Here is a 17,370-nt window from a genome sequence, read left to right as displayed (position 1 = left end):
CCAAATTTCTGCTTTTAGTTAAAATGATATTTTTGTTAAATCAATAGGATTGGTGACAACATAACGCCATAGCTTATCTATGCCTTTAGTTATGCCGATGCGTGTAGTGGTAGAATAGGGGAGTTTTAAATTGATGTCGCTAACAAAAAATTCGTTGTTATTGATTAGGTCAATTTTATTATGAGAGATGTTAATCCCTAAATATTTACATAGCTTGCCTGGTCCATCTACCTTTGATACTTCAAGATTTGGTACGTCAAATTTCGGGATGTGCCTTTGCTCACGTAGTTTTCTATGCCTAGCTGCCTCACCACTTATTTGACTTCCAACTTTTGAAGTATCTGCGGTATATAAATCCTTAGTAGAAATAATATATGCTCCTCTAATTAAAGTAGCAGCAGGAAAGCCATCAGTTTCGGTTACGAAGTTTAGACAATAATACATGCCGTAAATCAGATAAACATAGCTAAAACCAGCCGGACCAAACATTATATCAGTTCTTTTTGTACGACCTCTTGCAGCATGACAAGCTGGATCGTCTTGTCCAATATAGCTTTCAGTTTCAGTAATAATAGCTGTTTTGCCTTGAAAATATAAAACCTTACCCAGCAGCTCCTGACTTACTATATTAGTATCTCTTGCAAAAAACTCACGTCCCAAAGGGATTAATTTATTATTCATTTTTATTTAGTAGGTGGAACAGGATCATATCCGCCATCACAAAAAGGTTGGCATTTGATTATTCTTTTAACAGCAAGCCATAATCCTTTTATATTGCCGTGCGAGGTTATAGCATCTTTAGCATACTCTGAACAAGTAGGGTAAAAGCGGCAATTATTACCTAGCAACGGGGAGATAAAGTATTGGTAGAATTTGAGTAACAATAATAATATACTAGTCATTTTGCAGTTTATTTATTAGCTCTTCCATCTTTTCCGGCGTTAAATCTTCATAATAATCGTCGTTAATTTGCACTACCGGAGCGTTAACGCATGCTCCTAAACATTCAATTTCAATTAAGCTAAATTTCTGATCTTTTGTAACTTCTTTATCTTTTATGCCAAGTTTTTCCTTGCAAGTTTTCATTATATCATCGCTACCACGTAGCCAACAAGGGGTAGTAGTGCACACTTGGATATGATTCTTACCGACAGGCTTAAGGTTAAACATAGTGTAAAAAGTTGCCACCTCATAAGCTCGCATATACGGCATTTCTAGCATATTAGCCACATATTCAATAGCAGGAACAGGCAGCCAGCCACCATTTTGACGTTGAGCTAAATCAAGAAGTGGTAATATGGCACTTCTTTTGCCCTCCGGTGGATATTTTTTTATGATATCCTCTGCTAGACTTAAATTTTTCTTATCAAAACTAAAATTTGTAATTTTTGTATTCATATACTCCTAATATCATGAATAATTTAGTAGACGAAGTTTTATTTGGAAAAGAGCAAGAAGCCTCGGAATTTTTGACCGCAGCGTACACGCGAGTAAAGTGAGGATCAAAAATGAGAAGCGACGTAGCCAATTTTTCAAATAAAACGAGTCTACCTATCGATCTCACCAAATACTATATCAAGCGTTGCTATAATAGTAATAACATCTGCCATTAAATGACCTTTGGACATAAAATCAAGACCTTGTAAGTGAGCAAATCCTGGGGCTTTGATTCGGCATCTGTAAGGTCTATTGCCACCAGTAGAGTATAAATACACACCAAACTCACCTTTTGGGGCTTCTACTGCCTTATAAGTCTCACCAGCTGGAACATCATACCCCTCGGTATAAAGCTTAAAGTGATGGATCATTGCTTCCATAGATTCTTTCATTTTAGCCCTTGTTGGTGGTGCTAATTTTGGATCATCGGTTTTAACCGGACCTTGCGGCATTTTCTCTATACACTGTTTGATTATCTTAATAGATTCGTACATCTCAAGCATACGCACTAAATATCGGTCATAACAATCGCCGTTTTTACCGATCGGTACTTCAAAATCCATTTCACCATACACGTCGTAAGGGTTTGATTTTCGCAAATCCCAAGCTATGCCCGAACCTCTGAGCATCGGACCTGAAAACCCCCAGTCCATTGCCTCTTTTTGGGAAACAACGCCAATATCCACTAAACGCTGCTTCCATAACCTATTTTCATTTAATAGATTTTCAATATCTTGCAGCTTAGGAGGGAACTGATCAATAAATTTGTCTATATCCTCGAGTAAACCATCAGGTAAATCCTCAGCAACGCCGCCCGGTCTGAAATAGTTTGAGTGCATACGAGAGCCGGAAACACGCTCGTAAAATTCCATGATTTTCTCACGCTCTTCAAATAGCCATAATAAAGGGGTGGTTGCTCCGACATCTAAAGCTTGGCTGCCTATATTCAAGGTGTGGTTCAGGATTCTCGTTAGTTCTGAAAATAGTACCCTGATAAACTGAGCTCTTCGTGGTATTTCGCACTCTAATAGCGACTCAGCAGCTAAAGCAAAAGCGTGTTCTTGACACATTGGTGAAACATAATCAAGGCGATCAAAGTAAGGGATAGCCTGCAAGTATGTTTTATGCTCAATCAGCTTTTCGGTACCTCTATGCAATAATCCAATGTGAGGATCAGCATTATTTACTACTTCCCCATCCATTTCAAGAATTAGCCTTAAAACGCCGTGCGTTGCCGGATGCTGCGGACCAAGATTTAACGTTATACTTTTGGTGTTATTAGTCATATTATTTGTCATTGCGAGGAGCCACAGGCGACGTGGCAATCCAGTTAAATAATTTCATCATATAAATTTTTCCAATTTACGTTCATGCTTTGTTAGTAATAATATCAGTCGGTTGTTTCATAATTTTTCCTAGATTGCCGCGTCGGGACTATGTCCCTCCTCGCAATGACATTATTTTATATTTCTTCTATATTAATAGAACCTAAGGGTAATACTTCAAAATTATCGGTTATTATACAATCAAATTGAAAAGGCTTAAAATAAGCAAAAGTATTATATAATTCTTGATTTTGTTTATTTGCTAAAACAAGTTGGTATGAAAAAGAAAACTTATTATAATTTATTTGCCATCCATAATTAGACTTAGAATCTTCAATGTAACGTATAAATGATTTATTTACAGGATCAATTACCATATGTTTTGAAAAGTCATTAATAGTACATAGATGTATATAGGGTACTTCTTTTTCAACAAATGCTTTAAAAAATTCTGTATCTATTTTTAATGAAAAATTTTTATCTAAAGTTAATTTATTTCGTTGACCTTTTACGATATACGGAATCATTGCTTTACTAGTAATCACTCTAATCATTTAGCTTTCTCATCTCCTGGTAATACATAAGTAGGGCTGTGCCAAGGTGAGCTAAAATCAAACTCCCGATATTCTATATCTAAATTGACCGGTTCGTATGCTACTTTTTTCGTCTGTTCATCATATTTAACTTGCGTATAGCCGGTTAACGGAAAGTCTTTACGTAAAGGATGCCCCTCAAATTCATAATCGGTGAGTATTCGCCGTTTATCATCATTGCCGTCAAAATTTATGCCGAACATATCATAAACTTCACGCTCATACCAACAAGCGGCATTAAATATATTGATTATAGATGGTACGCTTTCTTTTTCAGACACATAAGTTTTAATGATAAGACGTTTATTTAGTTTTAAGCTTAGTAAGTTATAAACTACCTCGAACCTCTTATTTATTAAGTCTATTTTCCCTGGCTTCTCGCTTTTGCGGGAATAACATCGGTCAGGGAAATCGCTACCAAATAAGTCGGTTAGTACAGTAAAACGTAGCTCTTCTGATTCTTTTAAAGCTTTTAAGAAAGGTAATAAAAAACTTGGCTCAACTTTATACGCTAGGTAATCCTTAACTGTGATGGAAGTTATCAATATACTTGATTTAGCGGCAAGCTTCTCAATGATTTTTTCTAGCGTCATATTTAAAACCTGTAGTGCGTTTGATTTTCTTTTGTAATTGCATAAGCCCGTAAATTAAAGCTTCCGCTGTAGGAGGGCAGCCAGGGACATATACGTCAACCGGTACGATGCGGTCGCAACCTCGTACTACTGAATAAGAGAAGTGATAATATCCCCCGCCATTAGCACAGCTACCCATTGAAAGCACCCATTTAGGTTCAGCCATCTGGTCGTATACTTTACGTAATGCCGGTGCCATTTTGTTGGTAAGCGTTCCTGCAACTATCATAAGATCGGACTGTCTTGGGCTTGGTCTAAACAGCATGCCAAAGCGATCCATATCATACCTACTTGCTGCTGCTTGCATCATCTCAACAGCACAACAAGCAAGCCCAAAGGTCATAGGCCATAAGGAATTGCTTCTCGCCCAGCCAATAACATCATCGACTTTAGTTAATAAGAACCCTCGATTTGAAAGCTCATTATTTAGCAATTCGTCTTCCTGATAAAAATTATTATGCATTTTTATTCTTACATAAAGTTAAATATAGTTGCGTAAATCGAGAGCGTCATTGCGAGAAGAAACTGCAAGTTTCGACGAAGCAATCTCATGAAGTAATATAATATTCCTGAGATTGTCACGTCGCTACGCTCCTCGCAATGACGAAAATTAAGCCGCAGGATGACATCCCGTATTTCTCACTCCCAATCTAAAGCTCCTTTCTTCCATTCATACACAAAGCCTACAGTAAGTACGAATAAGAAGAACATCATTGAGAAAAAGCCTATTTTGCCTATTGTTCCAAGGCTAATAGCCCAAGGAACTAAAAATGTGATTTCAAGGTCAAAGATAATAAATAAAATAGCGACTAAATAAAATCGTATGTCAAATTTTGATCTGGCATCGTCGAAAGGTTCAAACCCACATTCATAAGGCTCTAATTTATCTTTATTATATTTTTTAGTGGCTAATAAATTCGGTAGAATCATTATTAAGCTAGATACTAATGTTGCAATACCAAAAAATATAGCAATAGGTAAATATTCTTGTAAAAGTTCTGAGTTTTGCAGCATATATTTTATTGTTATGTTTTGGTGTCATTGCGAGGAGAGGCGAAGCATCGACGCGGCAATCTCAGGATGCTTGACAAGATTGCTTCGTCGCTTTGCTCCTCGCAATGACACTGTATTCTATATTTACCCCAAATAACATTATTTATCAATGACAATATCGGGTTTGACTAATAACTTCATTAAAATTAGTACCCAAATGCTGCTTGCCACCCACCATATTTGCCAAACATTATATGAAATCATGCCGATAATGTAATAATTTATGAAACATGCATAAGAGCTTGCTCTAAAATTATCATTTCCTATATTACCAATTTGTTTAAGGTATTTGTAAATCAAGATTAAGAATAAAGCTAATCCCACTAGCCCTAGCTCAAGAGTAATTTGTAGTATATTGTTATGCGGGTGAAGCGGCAAAGGATGCCATTTTTCACCTTTATAATCGATCATTTCACTATCTTTAACTTCTATATATTTAGAAGAGTTAAAGCCATTAATCATAAGAGGTTTTTCAGCAATTTTATTTGCAACGAAATGCCAGATAAATAAACGATGTGCCGCTGATGGATGGGTAGATAAATATTTATCTGATAACTCCTTAGGATTAATTTGTATGGCTATAACTGGAAATAGTAACGAGCCGGTTATTAGACCGAATATTATTAGTTTAGAAAATATCGGCTTTATAAGTCTTGCTAAAATAAATACTATTCCGCCTAAACTAAATCCTAGAAAACTTGCTAAACTATCAGAGATACTTAATAAATAAAGTACTAAGATATATAATATTAGAGCGTGATAATATTTTTTATCATAAATTAAAATAGCTATTACTACCCACGCAGTAATTGAAAGTAAAGCACAACCTCGATCTAGCATATAAAGGTTAAAATTTGCCTTAAATATTTTAGTTAAGAAGCCATGGGAAAAATATTCAATAAAGAATAGTAAAATTGCCGTAAGAGTACCAAATATTAAAGCTTTTTTAAGCTGTGGGCGATTTTGAAATGGCTTGAAATTACTGACAACAAAGCCAAGAAATAAGATTGTAAAGACTTGAACAAAATTAATTAGGTTGTTGGTAGGTTTAATTGCAAATAAACAAGATATCAAGCACCAACCAGCGAATAGTAGTTCTGTTTTTATCGTCATTGCGAGGAAATTACAAAGTAATTGACGAAGCAATCTCAGGATGTTTAATGAGATTGTAACAATGCTTTGCTCCTCGCAATGACGATTAGGTATCCATGCGGCAATATTTTGTAGTAATGATATGAGTAAAAACACCGTTACAGTAGCTGCGACTGATAAGCCGGCAACCATGCCAAGGCTTGGGATTAAGAATATAAAAAAGTAGTTTATCATTTTAACTTAAAAACACTCTTTAGCAAAGATTTCATAAATAGGGTGTTCGAATGTGGAAAGTGAAATGCTGCCGGAGGTCATCCACCCTTGAAAAAGTAATTTAGGGTCTTCGTCAATTATATATTCCGTTATAGTCATCAATATATAATTATCTTCGTTATACGGATCAAGGTTTTTAACACATTTATGTATTTTAATTTTTATATTACCGAAATATTGTTCTTCCCCAACTTTAAACGTAAGTTTTTCAGATTTAGCAGTAGTCTTATTTAAGGCAATAATCTCACAATTATCACAATTTTTGAATTCTGTACTATCACTAATGGCTTGATTGGAATTTAAAACCGGTGGATCATTATTAATAAGGTTAAATATATCATTCTCAATATCTTCAGTAGTCGTAACAGAATCTAACTCTTCTGCAAATATAATAGGCGAGTAGGTAAATATAATAAATGCTAAAATGATCTTTAAATGCTTCATAAGTAAATTAACTATAGTTTTTTAAATTATATACTATGAGAGATTAATGGCAACTAGGTTTTGTGGTAATTTGTAACAATGTGTCATCCCGTGGCTTGACCACGGGATCCAGAAAATAATAAAATTTATCTCGCTTTATGCTGGATCTCGCAGTCAAGCCGCGGGATGACAGGAGTGAAGCCCTTGTATCTTGATATTGTCTTTAGTGAATAACTGGAGGATACTTGGGGGTACCCAAGTAGAAGGTTGGTATACTGTTGTAGCCCTTAGGACTATGATCCTGCCCATCAGATAAGTAACCAGCCTTCACATACTCACAAAAGATCGGACGGTATCTTAGGCCTTGAAGATTATCAGTGAGCCTGTATGTACAAGGTTGATCTGTGAGTATTCTACTAATTATTAACACAAAAGGTCACTTATGAATAGCGTAATTTTAGGCGTAGATATTTCTAAAAGAACATTTGATGTAGCACTGCTTATTAATAGTAAAGTAAAAACTAAAAAATTTGATAATAATTCAAAAGGATTTTCTAGTTTAAAGGAATGGTTAAAAGGCAAAGAAGCCCTTACTGCTCATGTTTGTATGGAGGCCACTGGTTGCTATGGAACAAAATTAGCTCAATATCTTTATGATAATAATTTCAAAGTTAGTGTAGTAAATCCAGCAAGGATAAAAGGCTTTTCCATGAGTCAACTCTCTCGTGTTAAAACTGATAAGGCTGACTGTCAGTTAATCGCTCAATTTTGCCAGGCAATGCAACCTGATCTTTGGCAACAAAAACCAATACATATACAAAAATTGCAGCAATGGGTAAATCGTTTAGATACTCTAATTACCAACAAACTACAAGAGAGCAACAGGCTTGGAGACATAGATCCAGAAATAGCTGCAGACATACAATTTCACATTGATTTTATAAACGAACGTATCAAAGAGGTAGAAAAACTGATTGCTGACCATATTACGCAACATGAGGACTTAAATGATAAAAGACAGCTACTTGCTTCAATTCCTGGAATAGGAGAAAAAACAATAGCTGTAGTACTTGCTTTTCTAAGTGTAGAAAATTTTGATTCTGCAAAACAAGTAGCTGCTTTTGTTGGTCTTAATCCAAAGCCAAAACAATCTGGCTCTTCTGTACGTGGAGTTGGTAGAATATCAAAAACAGGAGATGCAGATTTACGTAAAGCTTTTTATATGCCAGCTGTAGTTTCTATCAGATTTAATCCGATTATTAAAGATTTCAGCCAACGTTTGGCTGATACAGGAAAACCCAAAATGGTGATAGTGATAGCTGTGATGCGTAAGCTGCTACACATTATTTACGGAGTACTTAAAACTAAAACTCTTTTTAATGCAAATATTTAATTAACGCGAGTTTCGTATTCAAAAAGTCGCTGTATAGCTGATAAACAGTGGGTTACGGGGATATTGATAATACTGTTTTTGTTATAAAGTGAGTACAAAATACAAATTGCTAATTAAAATATGGTATTTAATAGTATTAGAAAAAAGTTTATAGGTTATTGAAAAAACTTTAAGAGCAATAACCTATGATAATGGATTTTACAGAAATATTTTGTTACGTCGATGATTTTTTTCAAGAATTAGAAAAGCATACAAATTCAATTACTAACCATAACAACAAATCTGGTCCTAAAAGTCGACTTAACAGAAGTGAGGTAATAACAATTATAATAGGCTACTGGCAGTCATCTTATGATTGTTTTAAGAATTATTATCTGAAGCAAATATGGATTCATCATCAAAGAGATTTTCAATTAGTAAGCTATAGTCAATTTATGAAAATAATAGGTCCACATTTACCACTATTAGTACTAATATTCAATTCTATTTTGGATCAGTGTGACGGCTTTTCTTTTGTAGATTCAAGTAGTATAGAGGTATGTAAGAGATATCGTATTTCAATGAATAAAGTGTTCGCCGGCATAGCAGCACGCAGTAAGACAACAAAAGGTTGGTTCTATGAACTTAAACTACATCTAATAATTAATAGGGTCGGTGGTATAGTTAAAGCATCTTTTAGCCCTAGCAATAAGGATGATAGAAAACAGCTGGAACTGATGATCAAAAATCTTTTTGGTAAAGTATTCGGAGATCGTGGTTATATTTCACAACAATTATTTCAACAACTTTTAGAGCAAGGAATTTTTATGGTCACTAGGGTAAAGAAAAATATGAAAAATAAACTTATGTCTATGTTGGATAAAATATTATTGGAGGGTGTCAGAAAGTTTGTGTAAGTTGTAAAAACAGTTAAGAATAAAATTAATTAAAACAACTTACATGAGGCTAATATGAAAAATAAGAGCAAAGTATCAAATCCGACTATAGAAAAAGTAGTATCAGAAATACTATCACAAAGTGATCCAACTGAGATATTTGGGAAGGAAGGGATATTTCAGGAATTTAAAAAGCAGATAGTAAATAAGATTCTAGAGAAAGAAATGGAAGCTCATATAGGTTATGAGAAGCATTCTAAGAATACCAAGGATTCAGATAATAGACGTAATGGCAATTATGAAAAGACTTTAATAGATCCAGAAGGTCGTAAATTGACAGTAGAAGTGCCAAGGGATCGGGAAGGAGAATTTGAACCTCAACTAATTCCAAAAGGAGTACGAAAATTTGAAGGATTTGATGATAAAGTAATATCGTTATATGCTAGGGGAATGACTATTCGAGAAATACAATGGCACTTAGAAGAACTATATGCCACCAAGGTATCATCTGAGTTAATATCAAAGATAACTGATGGCATTTTAGAGGAAGTTACTGTTTGGCAGAATAGAGCACTTGATAGTATATATCCTATAGTGTACTTAGATTGTATTCATGTTAAATCCAGGGATAATCATGTAATAATAAATAAAGCAGTATATCTGGCTATAGGAGTTAATATGGAAGGCAAGAAAGAGCTATTAGGTATTTGGATAGGCAAGAATGAAGGTTCTAAGTTTTGGATGCAGGTAGTAACAGAACTGAAGAATCGTGGTGTAGAACAAATATATGTTGCATGTGTTGATGGTCTTAAGGGTTTTCCGGAGGCGATAAATAGCATTTTTCCAAAAACCATAGTGCAGTTGTGTATTGTTCATATGGTAAGAAATTCTGTAAAATACGTATCATACAAAGATTTAAAATCGGTAACAGCTGATTTAAAGGCAGTTTATTCTGCAATAAATGAAGCCGAGGGATTAAGAGAATTACAAAACTTTGCCAAAAAATGGGATGACAAATATCCAGTTATTTTTGATATATGGCAACGAAATTGGTCTGGCATAGCTCCATTTTTTAGCTTTCCAGAAGACATTAGAAAGGCGATTTACACTACTAATGCTATTGAATCCACTAACCGTCAAATTCGTAAAATTATTAAAAATAAGGGAGTATTTCCAGATGATAAATCGATTCAGAAAATAATCTTTTTGGCATTGACAAATGCCTCTAAAAAATGGACAATGCCTATTAAGAATTGGGCGATGGCTTTAAATCAATTTGCAATTCTTTGTGATACTAATTTACAAAATTGGGCAAATGGAGAAATTGTACTTACACAAAGAATCTGACAGAACCTATTATTGCTTAAAAGAGCATTAATAGAATCTGTGTTTAGTAAAATTAAACTATTGGGGAAGTTTGAACATTCAAGGCATAGATCAGTTACAAATGCCTTTGTGCATATGCTTGCAGCACTGATAAATTATCAAATGTCTGATAATAAACCTTCTATTACATCTCTCTTGATATGCTAAATCCTATGCTATATTAATTCGAAACTCGCGTTAATTAGAAAATTAGATAAGATTTATATGAAAAATTTGAAAAAAGTTATTGACACCCAAGACGGTATCTGATGGTAGTTTTAGTATTAGAAAGTGGTTTACTGCGGACAAAGGTTGGTTATTTATAACTAGTACTCCTAATCAACGAGTAATGCTACGACCACTTATTGCTGCATGGATTAGCATAGCTATAAAAGCATTAATGAATAGGAACATCAATAATACTCATAGTAATATGTGGTTTGTGATTGATGAGCTGCCAGCACTGCAAAAGATATCTTCACTCCCTATAGCTTTAGCTGAAAGCAGGAAATATGGTGGCTGCGTTGTTGCAGGTATGCAAAATATTCATCAATTAGAGGAAATATATGGTCATGCAGGAGCAGCTTCAATGCTTGATCTATTTGGCAGTAAATTTATTTTTCGAGTAAGTGACTGGCAAACAGCACATAAATCAGCTTTAATGCTTGGTGAGCAAGAAATTATTGAAACTCAAGAAAGTCTCTCATACGGAGCTAACTCTATGCGGGATGGAGTTAATATGAATCATTTAGAGAAAAGAAAATTATTAGTAATGCCTTCTGAAATTATGAATCTAGAAGATCTTACCTGTTATGTAAAATTTGCGGGTAATTTCCCTATTACTAAATTACAAATGAATTTACAAACTTGATTTAAATCTAAAAATATCAAACCATTTTAATGGCATTTTTAAAAGATTTCAATTGTTTGATGGAGGGGAATACCTTATAAAGAAAAATCCTATTATAATGCCCCTGTAAATCGCTAATTTAGTATTACGAGTTTTAGCCAGAATTTTTTATAAATGATTTTTCAAACAGCAGAGTAAATTTTACAAGCAAAACTTACGCTATGTTTGACAGCACACCCCTAAACTATGGGATATTATCAGTAACTACACTATAAAAACATCCTTTGTAGTCAAGGATTTGCAGTGTATTTGCAATAACATAGCGTAAGTCTTGCAAGAAATATGTTTACTCTAAAGAACGAATAAAAGCTTCATCAAGACCGGTTACACTAGAGATTAAAGCAATATTGCAACCTTGAGATAACATTTTTTTCGCTATTTCTGTTTTTACTCTGATATTTTCTTCAGCTTTTCCCTCAGCTTTTCCCTCAGCTTTTCCAATTTGGATACCTTTAGCTTCACCAACTTGTAAGCCTTCAAGAATACCTATTTCTTTTCCTTCTTGTTGCCAATGCTCTGCTAAACTTCTCATAAGCCTTGTCCCTATTTCTGGATTCAACTTTGTTGATAATAAATCCTTTAGCTTTATTTTATCAGCTTGCTCTATCTTCGTCAATGTATAATATAATATCATTTCTAGATAATCATAGCCTATCGTTATTTTTGTTAATTCCGGTAATATATCTGATATTTCTTGCCATCTTTTTAACAACTCTCTCTCATGTATATGCTTGAGAAAAAATTCTAATATCCCTGACCATATCCTTTGCTTAAACTCTTCATCAGGAATTTCATGGACATTCACCAATTGGTAATCATTAATCCATAATTCTTTTGCTAATTTGTTATTAGCAAATAAATCCCATAAATTCCTTGCAACATTGTATTTCTCCTGACCATTGAAAAATATCATCGGGTATATTAATGGTAAAGTCTTAGCTTTAGGATTTTGTATTAAATATCGCTCACAAATATTAATCATATATTTAAATAGCCTAAAGGCCATGAAATGATCTGCTTTTGATTGATGTTCGACAAGCAAAAATAAATATCCATCTTGTTTATCAAATTTGCATGAGAATAAAACATCAGAGATAGAATCTTTTAAAGAGCTTTCTACAAATGTGGTGTTTTCCATTGCTAAACTAGGAAAATCTATTAAACTTTTAATATTTGGGGGCAAATGTGCATTAAAGAACTCATGGGCAACTAGAGGATTCTCCAGTGCCTTACGAAATATCTTATCATGCTTAGTTTTCTTCTTACCCTGATCTGGATCACCCAGCAAGTTTCCTTGTTCACTCATATATTTATATTTTTTAACTTGATAAATATTATTATACTATACTCTAAACTCTTATTCCTTGACTAAGCTTTACCTCAGATACTTGCTTTATCACACTTCTTATTTCTTTAGCTATTTCGGAAGCTTGACTTATATATTGCATTACTTGTTTATCTCTTCCTATGGCATTTAAGTAATCTTCAGGCACTAAATGACTTTTGCCTTGAAAATCATATATCACTATATCAGAAAATTTTTTATCACCAAGATTATAATTAGGATCAAATTTATTCTGCATAATTTGTAAATCTTTCTGTATCTTCTGCTCTATTGCTGCTATGCAAATCTTGTTACTGTAGAGCATACAAGAATCTATACCTTTTTCTCTGTAGATTTGTAAAGCAGTATCGATATTTTCTGCTGTGCCAAACTTTGCTAAAGCTTGTATTTGCTGTTGCTGCAAATTATTTAGTCCGTTATTATCGTTATTTACCATTTTTGAAAATAGTAATTCTATAGACTGAAATTGTGATTTGCTATCATCACTTGCTTTTAAGGATGACTGTTGAGTTATTTTACTAGCTACTGTTAATTTTGCTATTTCAGGCTCTATAAGCTTGTTTATAGATTCTGCTCCTTGGGATTTTAACATATCGTTAAAATCGCCTTTTTCTGGTGGTCGTATTATTGATACCACAGCTCCTTTGCTAATTAATTCTTCCTGAGCTTTCATTACAGTGTGAACTGATACTGCTTCTTTACCATCATTATCAGCAGCAATTATTATTCTCTCACCTTTGATAGGCTCATAGTTCCTGATGTTACTTACACCTAAACTACAAAGCATTTTGCCCTTAATACCAGCTTCTGCAATGCTTAAAGTTGTCTCGAGCCCTTCTGCTATAATCGTTACATTACTTGCTGAATTGTTGCCATCTTTACTGCTTTGTACGTTCTGCTGTTCATTATTTTTACTAATCTCAACAAAAGAACCTCTGATTCTGCCAAAAGAACGTTTATTAACCTCAATATCAGCTTTATTATTTGTGTCTTTGTTTAAATAAATTGATTGTCCACCGGTAATATTACCATCTTTATTTCTAGCAAAAGCAATTAATGCAGGATAATATTGTTTGCTATTACTGTCCCACATCATATTGGTTCTAAGATCATTATTTAGTTGATATCCTGTTAATATTTTTTTAATTCCACGATGTTCTAATAAATATTTTTTTGCTATATTATTTGGCGTCATATAGATTATAGAATCTGATTTTTCATATAAGCTTATAGCTCTCTTTATCTTAGATATTTCAGCATATTTCGCTTGTTGATCTTGATTCTTAACTTTTTGGTCAAATTGCTCTTTTATCTTATCTTCTAATAACTTGCTATTGTTTGATATACCAACCATATCTTGTAAATATTTCTTAGCTTCTATAAAATCACAATTTTTTTCTCTTTGTACTAAGGTAAATAAATCTCCTCCCTCTCCTTTACTAAAATCATACCATCTGCCAGCTTTACTGCCACCTATCCTCATCACTATTTTGCCATCTTTCTCCCAGCGTAACACTTGACTATTTGATAAATGCTTGTTTGGACTGCCTAGCAAATTTCTACCTATTTCTTCCGCTTTAAATGATAATCGTTGCTTTAATTCTACTGCTTTTTGTTTATTAATAGAATTATAATCTATTTTATTCTTTGCCATAATATCCTCTTGTAATTTAACACTTATTGTTGTATCTTGTTTATTACAATTCGTAAGGTTATAAGAAGAGCTTTTTCGCTCTTCTTGGGCTTTATGGCTTGTGGCAAAATTTGTGCTAGTGCTGCTTAGGATTTCTGCTACTTTAGCAGATGATCTTGATCTCACTCTTAAGTGGTAATAATTATCATTACTGTGTAATCTATCATTAATATCTTCTACTACCCCTTTAAACCAATTACCTACTTTATCTATAATATTAGGACTCTTATTTTTTTGATCTTGAATCGCTACCAATCCTTCTAAAGTTTTAAAATTAATGCTAGATAGCCTATTATCTATTTTACTAAGTTGCGATATTAAACTGGCCATATTCCTGGTAGCCTTCCTATTATAATAAAATTTTACTTCTTCTATGTGCCTTGTCATGGCTACATAAGAATTTCTGCTATTTCCTGCTAGATTATGTAATACATAGACATCTTTAATTGAGGCTCCTTGTGCTTTATACACTGTAGAAGCATAGCCATGTTTAAAGCTTATATCTTGAGGATTAAATTCTATTTCTTTCCCGCTATCTGTTTTAGCAACAAACTTATCGTTACTGACGAGAGTTATCGTTGCAAATTCACCATTTTCTATTTGTAGATCTTTATTAGTACTTTTAAACAAAATACGATCTCCTACCATATAATCTTCATACTGCTGAGATGGTAGATAGCGTCTATACTCTTTACCAGTAAGCAAGCCTTTAGCTTTTAGTAACTCCCTGATCCCTTGATTAATACTATCTACTTCAACATTACGCATGGTAATTATTAAACGCTCATTTAGAGCAAATTTGCTATTACTCCAATCATTAATTAATCTTGCCATTGATTCTTCTAATGTATGATCAATATTTAAACCGTCATGCTGTGCAAGTAAACGCAGACCACCAGCAATATCTGATTTTGCAAAGCATGAAGCCATTTCTCTTGCCCATGTCTTGCTTTGTCTTCTAATGTTACTTAATTCATATGAGCCAAATTTACTAGCTAATACTGTAAACATTCCTCCTCGCTCAACTGAAGTAAGTTGTCTCTCATCTCCAGCCAGTATCAAATTACAATTATTACTCCTTGCTACTTTTAGTAATTCTAAATAATCACTATTACCTACCATCCCTGCTTCATCTACTACTAGTAGGCTATTTCTTGCTAGATCAGCTTTGCCATTATACAATTTAAACAAAAACCCTTTTACTGTAGTATGACATTGCTGGTAACCTTTACTTTTAAGCTCCGATGCTGCTTTATGAGTAGGAGCAGTTGAGGTGGCCCAATTTGTCTAGACTAAAAATTAAGATTTATGAGATATAAATTGTATTATAATTTTACTCAATAATTTTTGTAGAATACACCTGTTCTGGAGTGAGATATTCTAATGACTGGTGCATTCTTTTTCTATTATAAAAATTTATGTAATCAGTTATAGCATTTTTTGCCTCCTTGACAGTATTTAAAACCATCAAATATATTTTTTCTTGTTTTAATGAACGCCAAAATCTTTCTATAAATACATTATCTAGGGCTCTGCCTTTACCATCCATACTGATTTTGATTTCACGTTTAATTAGTTTATCTGTAAAATCTTTTGATGTAAATTGAGAACCTTGATCTGTATTAAAGATTTCAGGCTGACCATATTTTATTATTGCTTCTTCAAGTGCATCAATACAAAAGTCACTTTCTAAACTAATAGACACCTTCCAGCTCACAATATAACGACTAAACCAATCAATAATTGCTACCAAATATACAAATCCTTGTGCCATTCTAATATAAGTGATATCTGTACTCCATACCTGATTTACTTTAATAATTTCAACTCCTTTTAAAAGATATGGATATATTTTATGAGCTTGATTGCGCTTACTTAAGTTCATTTTAGGATAGATAGCTTCAATAGCCATTATTCTATAATAACGACTTACTGCCTTGCGACCAATTGTGATGCCCAATGGTACAAGGTGCTCAGACATTCTTCTTGCTCCAAAGTAAGGATGCTGTGTGTATATTTCATCAATCACTTGCATTATTTTTAAGTCTTTTTGGGTTAAGCCTTGTGGCTTGTAATAATAGCTAGATTTGTTAATAAACAGTAGAGTACATTGCCTAGCGATACTTAGATTACTACACTCTTTATCTACCATATTTTTTCTAATTGCCAAGTCCAAACAATGTAGATTTTTTTTTCAACCAGTCACGTTCAACAGTTAACTGGCCTATTTGTTCATACAATTGTTTTATTAAATCCTGATGATCTGGATCCTTAGATTGTGGCTTAATTTGAAAACTACTAATTAAATTTTCTATACCTCTTTTCTTCCATGCTTGTATTTGTGTCGGATGAACTCCATATTTGCTACTAATTTGAGCTATTGTCATTTCAGCTTTTATTGTTTCTAAAACTATCTTTGTTTTTTCTGCTGCACTATATTGTTTTGCTTTTTTGGACATATAATTTCTCTTTTGTATCTGAAAATTATATCTCATTCTAGCATTTTAGTAGTCCAGTTTTTGGGTACCATTATATCTCTTCAATGATTTCATGAGTAATGGCTATTCTATCCTCTAAATCCAATTCCTTATCATCAGGTAGTGCTATAACTACATCTTTTAATAATTGACTATTTTTTCTTTTCTCACTCCTTTCCACTTCATTCATCAAGATACTTGGATTTTTGAATTTCTGATCTACGTGGCTAGGTAATAATACTGCATGGTAAACATTATCGCCTTTTTTGCTAAAATTATAAGTAATGTTAGTTCTCTCATCTTTAATAATCAGCCTGGCATTATAAGCAGCTTTCAGACAAGCATTTTTACCTTCACTTCTGCCAACTATTTCTATTCTTGCAAACTGTATTGCCATGATTCTTTTTCTTATGATTATTACAATCCTGCATTACATTAGCATGAATGTTTTTCATCATCCATTGAATCAGCAATAAATTAGCAA

At 33.4% G+C, this 17,370-nt stretch carries 16 protein-coding genes and 3 pseudogenes; 4 read left to right on the top strand and 15 right to left on the bottom strand.

The genetic code is table 11. The features are described from left to right. Window positions 1-18: 18 nt before the first annotated feature. The 10 genes from AAGD54_RS02000 to AAGD54_RS01955 all read right to left on the bottom strand — a co-directional run bounded on the left by AAGD54_RS02000 (window position 19) and on the right by AAGD54_RS01955 (window position 6,849). Window positions 19-681, bottom strand: coding sequence for a DNA-3-methyladenine glycosylase (locus tag AAGD54_RS02000; RefSeq protein ID WP_341794872.1), 663 nt, complete (start codon window positions 679-681; stop codon window positions 19-21). 2 nt (window positions 682-683) lie between these two features. Beyond that, window positions 684-902, bottom strand: a complete 219-nt coding sequence (gene yidD / locus AAGD54_RS01995; RefSeq protein WP_341788916.1) for a membrane protein insertion efficiency factor YidD — start codon at window positions 900-902, stop codon at window positions 684-686. Next, a complete protein-coding gene (gene nuoE / locus AAGD54_RS01990; protein ID WP_341788917.1) occupies window positions 895-1,398 on the bottom strand; it encodes an NADH-quinone oxidoreductase subunit NuoE in 504 nt (167 codons plus the stop codon). The genes yidD and nuoE overlap by 8 nt, the downstream gene beginning before the upstream one ends. Window positions 1,399-1,547: 149 nt before the next feature. Further along, complete coding sequence (gene nuoD / locus AAGD54_RS01985; protein WP_341788918.1) at window positions 1,548-2,723, bottom strand: NADH dehydrogenase (quinone) subunit D; 1,176 nt, start codon at window positions 2,721-2,723, stop codon at window positions 1,548-1,550. 176 nt (window positions 2,724-2,899) lie between these two features. Beyond that, a complete protein-coding gene (locus tag AAGD54_RS01980; protein WP_341788919.1) occupies window positions 2,900-3,289 on the bottom strand; it encodes a hypothetical protein in 390 nt (129 codons plus the stop codon). A 23-nt stretch (window positions 3,290-3,312) separates the two neighbouring features. Continuing rightward, complete coding sequence (locus AAGD54_RS01975) at window positions 3,313-3,948, bottom strand: NADH-quinone oxidoreductase subunit C (protein ID WP_341788920.1); 636 nt, start codon at window positions 3,946-3,948, stop codon at window positions 3,313-3,315. Beyond that, a complete protein-coding gene (locus tag AAGD54_RS01970; protein WP_012152061.1) occupies window positions 3,926-4,450 on the bottom strand; it encodes a NuoB/complex I 20 kDa subunit family protein in 525 nt (174 codons plus the stop codon). The genes AAGD54_RS01975 and AAGD54_RS01970 overlap by 23 nt, the downstream gene beginning before the upstream one ends. Before the next feature lie 176 nt (window positions 4,451-4,626). Continuing rightward, the gene (locus AAGD54_RS01965) at window positions 4,627-5,001 is read right to left on the bottom strand and encodes an NADH-quinone oxidoreductase subunit A (protein ID WP_341788922.1); all 375 of its coding nucleotides are present in this window, start codon (window positions 4,999-5,001) and stop codon (window positions 4,627-4,629) included. Between the two features lie 138 nt (window positions 5,002-5,139). Next, complete coding sequence (locus AAGD54_RS01960; RefSeq protein WP_341794871.1) at window positions 5,140-6,366, bottom strand: O-antigen ligase; 1,227 nt, start codon at window positions 6,364-6,366, stop codon at window positions 5,140-5,142. A gap of 6 nt (window positions 6,367-6,372) precedes the next feature. Continuing rightward, window positions 6,373-6,849, bottom strand: a complete 477-nt coding sequence (locus AAGD54_RS01955) for a DUF2155 domain-containing protein (RefSeq protein ID WP_341788924.1) — start codon at window positions 6,847-6,849, stop codon at window positions 6,373-6,375. Window positions 6,850-7,270: 421 nt separating this feature from the next. On the opposite strand from AAGD54_RS01955, the gene AAGD54_RS01950 reads away from it, so the two are divergent. The 4 genes and pseudogenes from AAGD54_RS01950 to AAGD54_RS01935 form a co-directional block, all read left to right on the top strand. Further along, window positions 7,271-8,221 carry an IS110 family transposase gene (locus AAGD54_RS01950; RefSeq protein ID WP_012152859.1) on the top strand — a complete coding sequence of 317 codons (951 nt, stop codon included), beginning with the start codon at window positions 7,271-7,273 and terminating at the stop codon, window positions 8,219-8,221. Window positions 8,222-8,412: 191 nt separating this feature from the next. Continuing rightward, window positions 8,413-9,117: an IS982 family transposase gene (locus tag AAGD54_RS01945; protein ID WP_341794248.1), complete on the top strand. Its 705-nt coding sequence runs from the start codon at window positions 8,413-8,415 to the stop codon at window positions 9,115-9,117. 54 nt (window positions 9,118-9,171) lie between these two features. Next, window positions 9,172-10,443 (top strand): IS256 family transposase, encoded by a 1,272-nt coding sequence (locus tag AAGD54_RS01940; RefSeq protein WP_341794247.1) that lies wholly within the window; start codon window positions 9,172-9,174, stop codon window positions 10,441-10,443. Window positions 10,444-10,729: 286 nt separating this feature from the next. After that, window positions 10,730-11,332 (top strand): annotated as a pseudogene (locus AAGD54_RS01935) (type IV secretion system DNA-binding domain-containing protein); the annotation flags it as partial. Window positions 11,333-11,657: 325 nt separating this feature from the next. Here AAGD54_RS01935 and AAGD54_RS01930 read toward each other — a convergent pair. The 5 genes and pseudogenes from AAGD54_RS01930 to AAGD54_RS01910 form a co-directional block, all read right to left on the bottom strand. After that, window positions 11,658-12,677: an Rpn family recombination-promoting nuclease/putative transposase gene (locus AAGD54_RS01930; RefSeq protein ID WP_341794870.1), complete on the bottom strand. Its 1,020-nt coding sequence runs from the start codon at window positions 12,675-12,677 to the stop codon at window positions 11,658-11,660. A gap of 43 nt (window positions 12,678-12,720) precedes the next feature. Then, window positions 12,721-15,675: pseudogene (locus AAGD54_RS01925) on the bottom strand (AAA family ATPase); the annotation flags it as partial. 67 nt (window positions 15,676-15,742) lie between these two features. Next, on the bottom strand, window positions 15,743-16,561 hold the full coding sequence (locus AAGD54_RS01920; RefSeq protein ID WP_341794310.1) for an IS3 family transposase: 819 nt from the start codon (window positions 16,559-16,561) through the stop codon (window positions 15,743-15,745). Between the two features lie 7 nt (window positions 16,562-16,568). Further along, window positions 16,569-16,868 carry a transposase gene (locus AAGD54_RS01915; protein ID WP_341794552.1) on the bottom strand — a complete coding sequence of 100 codons (300 nt, stop codon included), beginning with the start codon at window positions 16,866-16,868 and terminating at the stop codon, window positions 16,569-16,571. 73 nt (window positions 16,869-16,941) lie between these two features. Beyond that, window positions 16,942-17,283 (bottom strand): annotated as a pseudogene (locus AAGD54_RS01910) (MobA/MobL family protein); the annotation flags it as partial. Window positions 17,284-17,370: the final 87 nt, after the last annotated feature.

The organism is Rickettsia endosymbiont of Rhinocyllus conicus (assembly GCF_964026465.1).
GTDB lineage: Bacteria > Pseudomonadota > Alphaproteobacteria > Rickettsiales > Rickettsiaceae > Rickettsia.
Note: the sequence above shows the minus strand (reverse complement) of the source record. Positions and strands in the feature narration are given on the sequence as shown.

Excerpts from the sequence above, each read along its gene's own strand:
- AAGD54_RS01915 (WP_341794552.1), bottom strand. The coding sequence starts at position 16,868 with ATGTCCAAAAAAGCAAAACAATATAGTGCAGCAGAAAAAACAAAGATA.
- AAGD54_RS01975 (WP_341788920.1), bottom strand. The coding sequence starts at position 3,948 with ATGACGCTAGAAAAAATCATTGAGAAGCTTGCCGCTAAATCAAGTATA.
- nuoD (WP_341788918.1), bottom strand. The coding sequence starts at position 2,723 with ATGACTAATAACACCAAAAGTATAACGTTAAATCTTGGTCCGCAGCAT.
- AAGD54_RS01950 (WP_012152859.1), top strand. The coding sequence starts at position 7,271 with ATGAATAGCGTAATTTTAGGCGTAGATATTTCTAAAAGAACATTTGAT.
- AAGD54_RS01930 (WP_341794870.1), bottom strand. The coding sequence starts at position 12,677 with ATGAGTGAACAAGGAAACTTGCTGGGTGATCCAGATCAGGGTAAGAAG.
- AAGD54_RS01940 (WP_341794247.1), top strand. The coding sequence starts at position 9,172 with ATGAAAAATAAGAGCAAAGTATCAAATCCGACTATAGAAAAAGTAGTA.
- nuoE (WP_341788917.1), bottom strand. The coding sequence starts at position 1,398 with ATGAATACAAAAATTACAAATTTTAGTTTTGATAAGAAAAATTTAAGT.
- AAGD54_RS01980 (WP_341788919.1), bottom strand. The coding sequence starts at position 3,289 with ATGATTCCGTATATCGTAAAAGGTCAACGAAATAAATTAACTTTAGAT.
- AAGD54_RS02000 (WP_341794872.1), bottom strand. The coding sequence starts at position 681 with ATGAATAATAAATTAATCCCTTTGGGACGTGAGTTTTTTGCAAGAGAT.
- yidD (WP_341788916.1), bottom strand. The coding sequence starts at position 902 with ATGACTAGTATATTATTATTGTTACTCAAATTCTACCAATACTTTATC.
- AAGD54_RS01960 (WP_341794871.1), bottom strand. The coding sequence starts at position 6,366 with ATGATAAACTACTTTTTTATATTCTTAATCCCAAGCCTTGGCATGGTT.
- AAGD54_RS01955 (WP_341788924.1), bottom strand. The coding sequence starts at position 6,849 with ATGAAGCATTTAAAGATCATTTTAGCATTTATTATATTTACCTACTCG.
- AAGD54_RS01970 (WP_012152061.1), bottom strand. The coding sequence starts at position 4,450 with ATGCATAATAATTTTTATCAGGAAGACGAATTGCTAAATAATGAGCTT.
- AAGD54_RS01945 (WP_341794248.1), top strand. The coding sequence starts at position 8,413 with ATGGATTTTACAGAAATATTTTGTTACGTCGATGATTTTTTTCAAGAA.
- AAGD54_RS01920 (WP_341794310.1), bottom strand. The coding sequence starts at position 16,561 with ATGGTAGATAAAGAGTGTAGTAATCTAAGTATCGCTAGGCAATGTACT.
- AAGD54_RS01965 (WP_341788922.1), bottom strand. The coding sequence starts at position 5,001 with ATGCTGCAAAACTCAGAACTTTTACAAGAATATTTACCTATTGCTATA.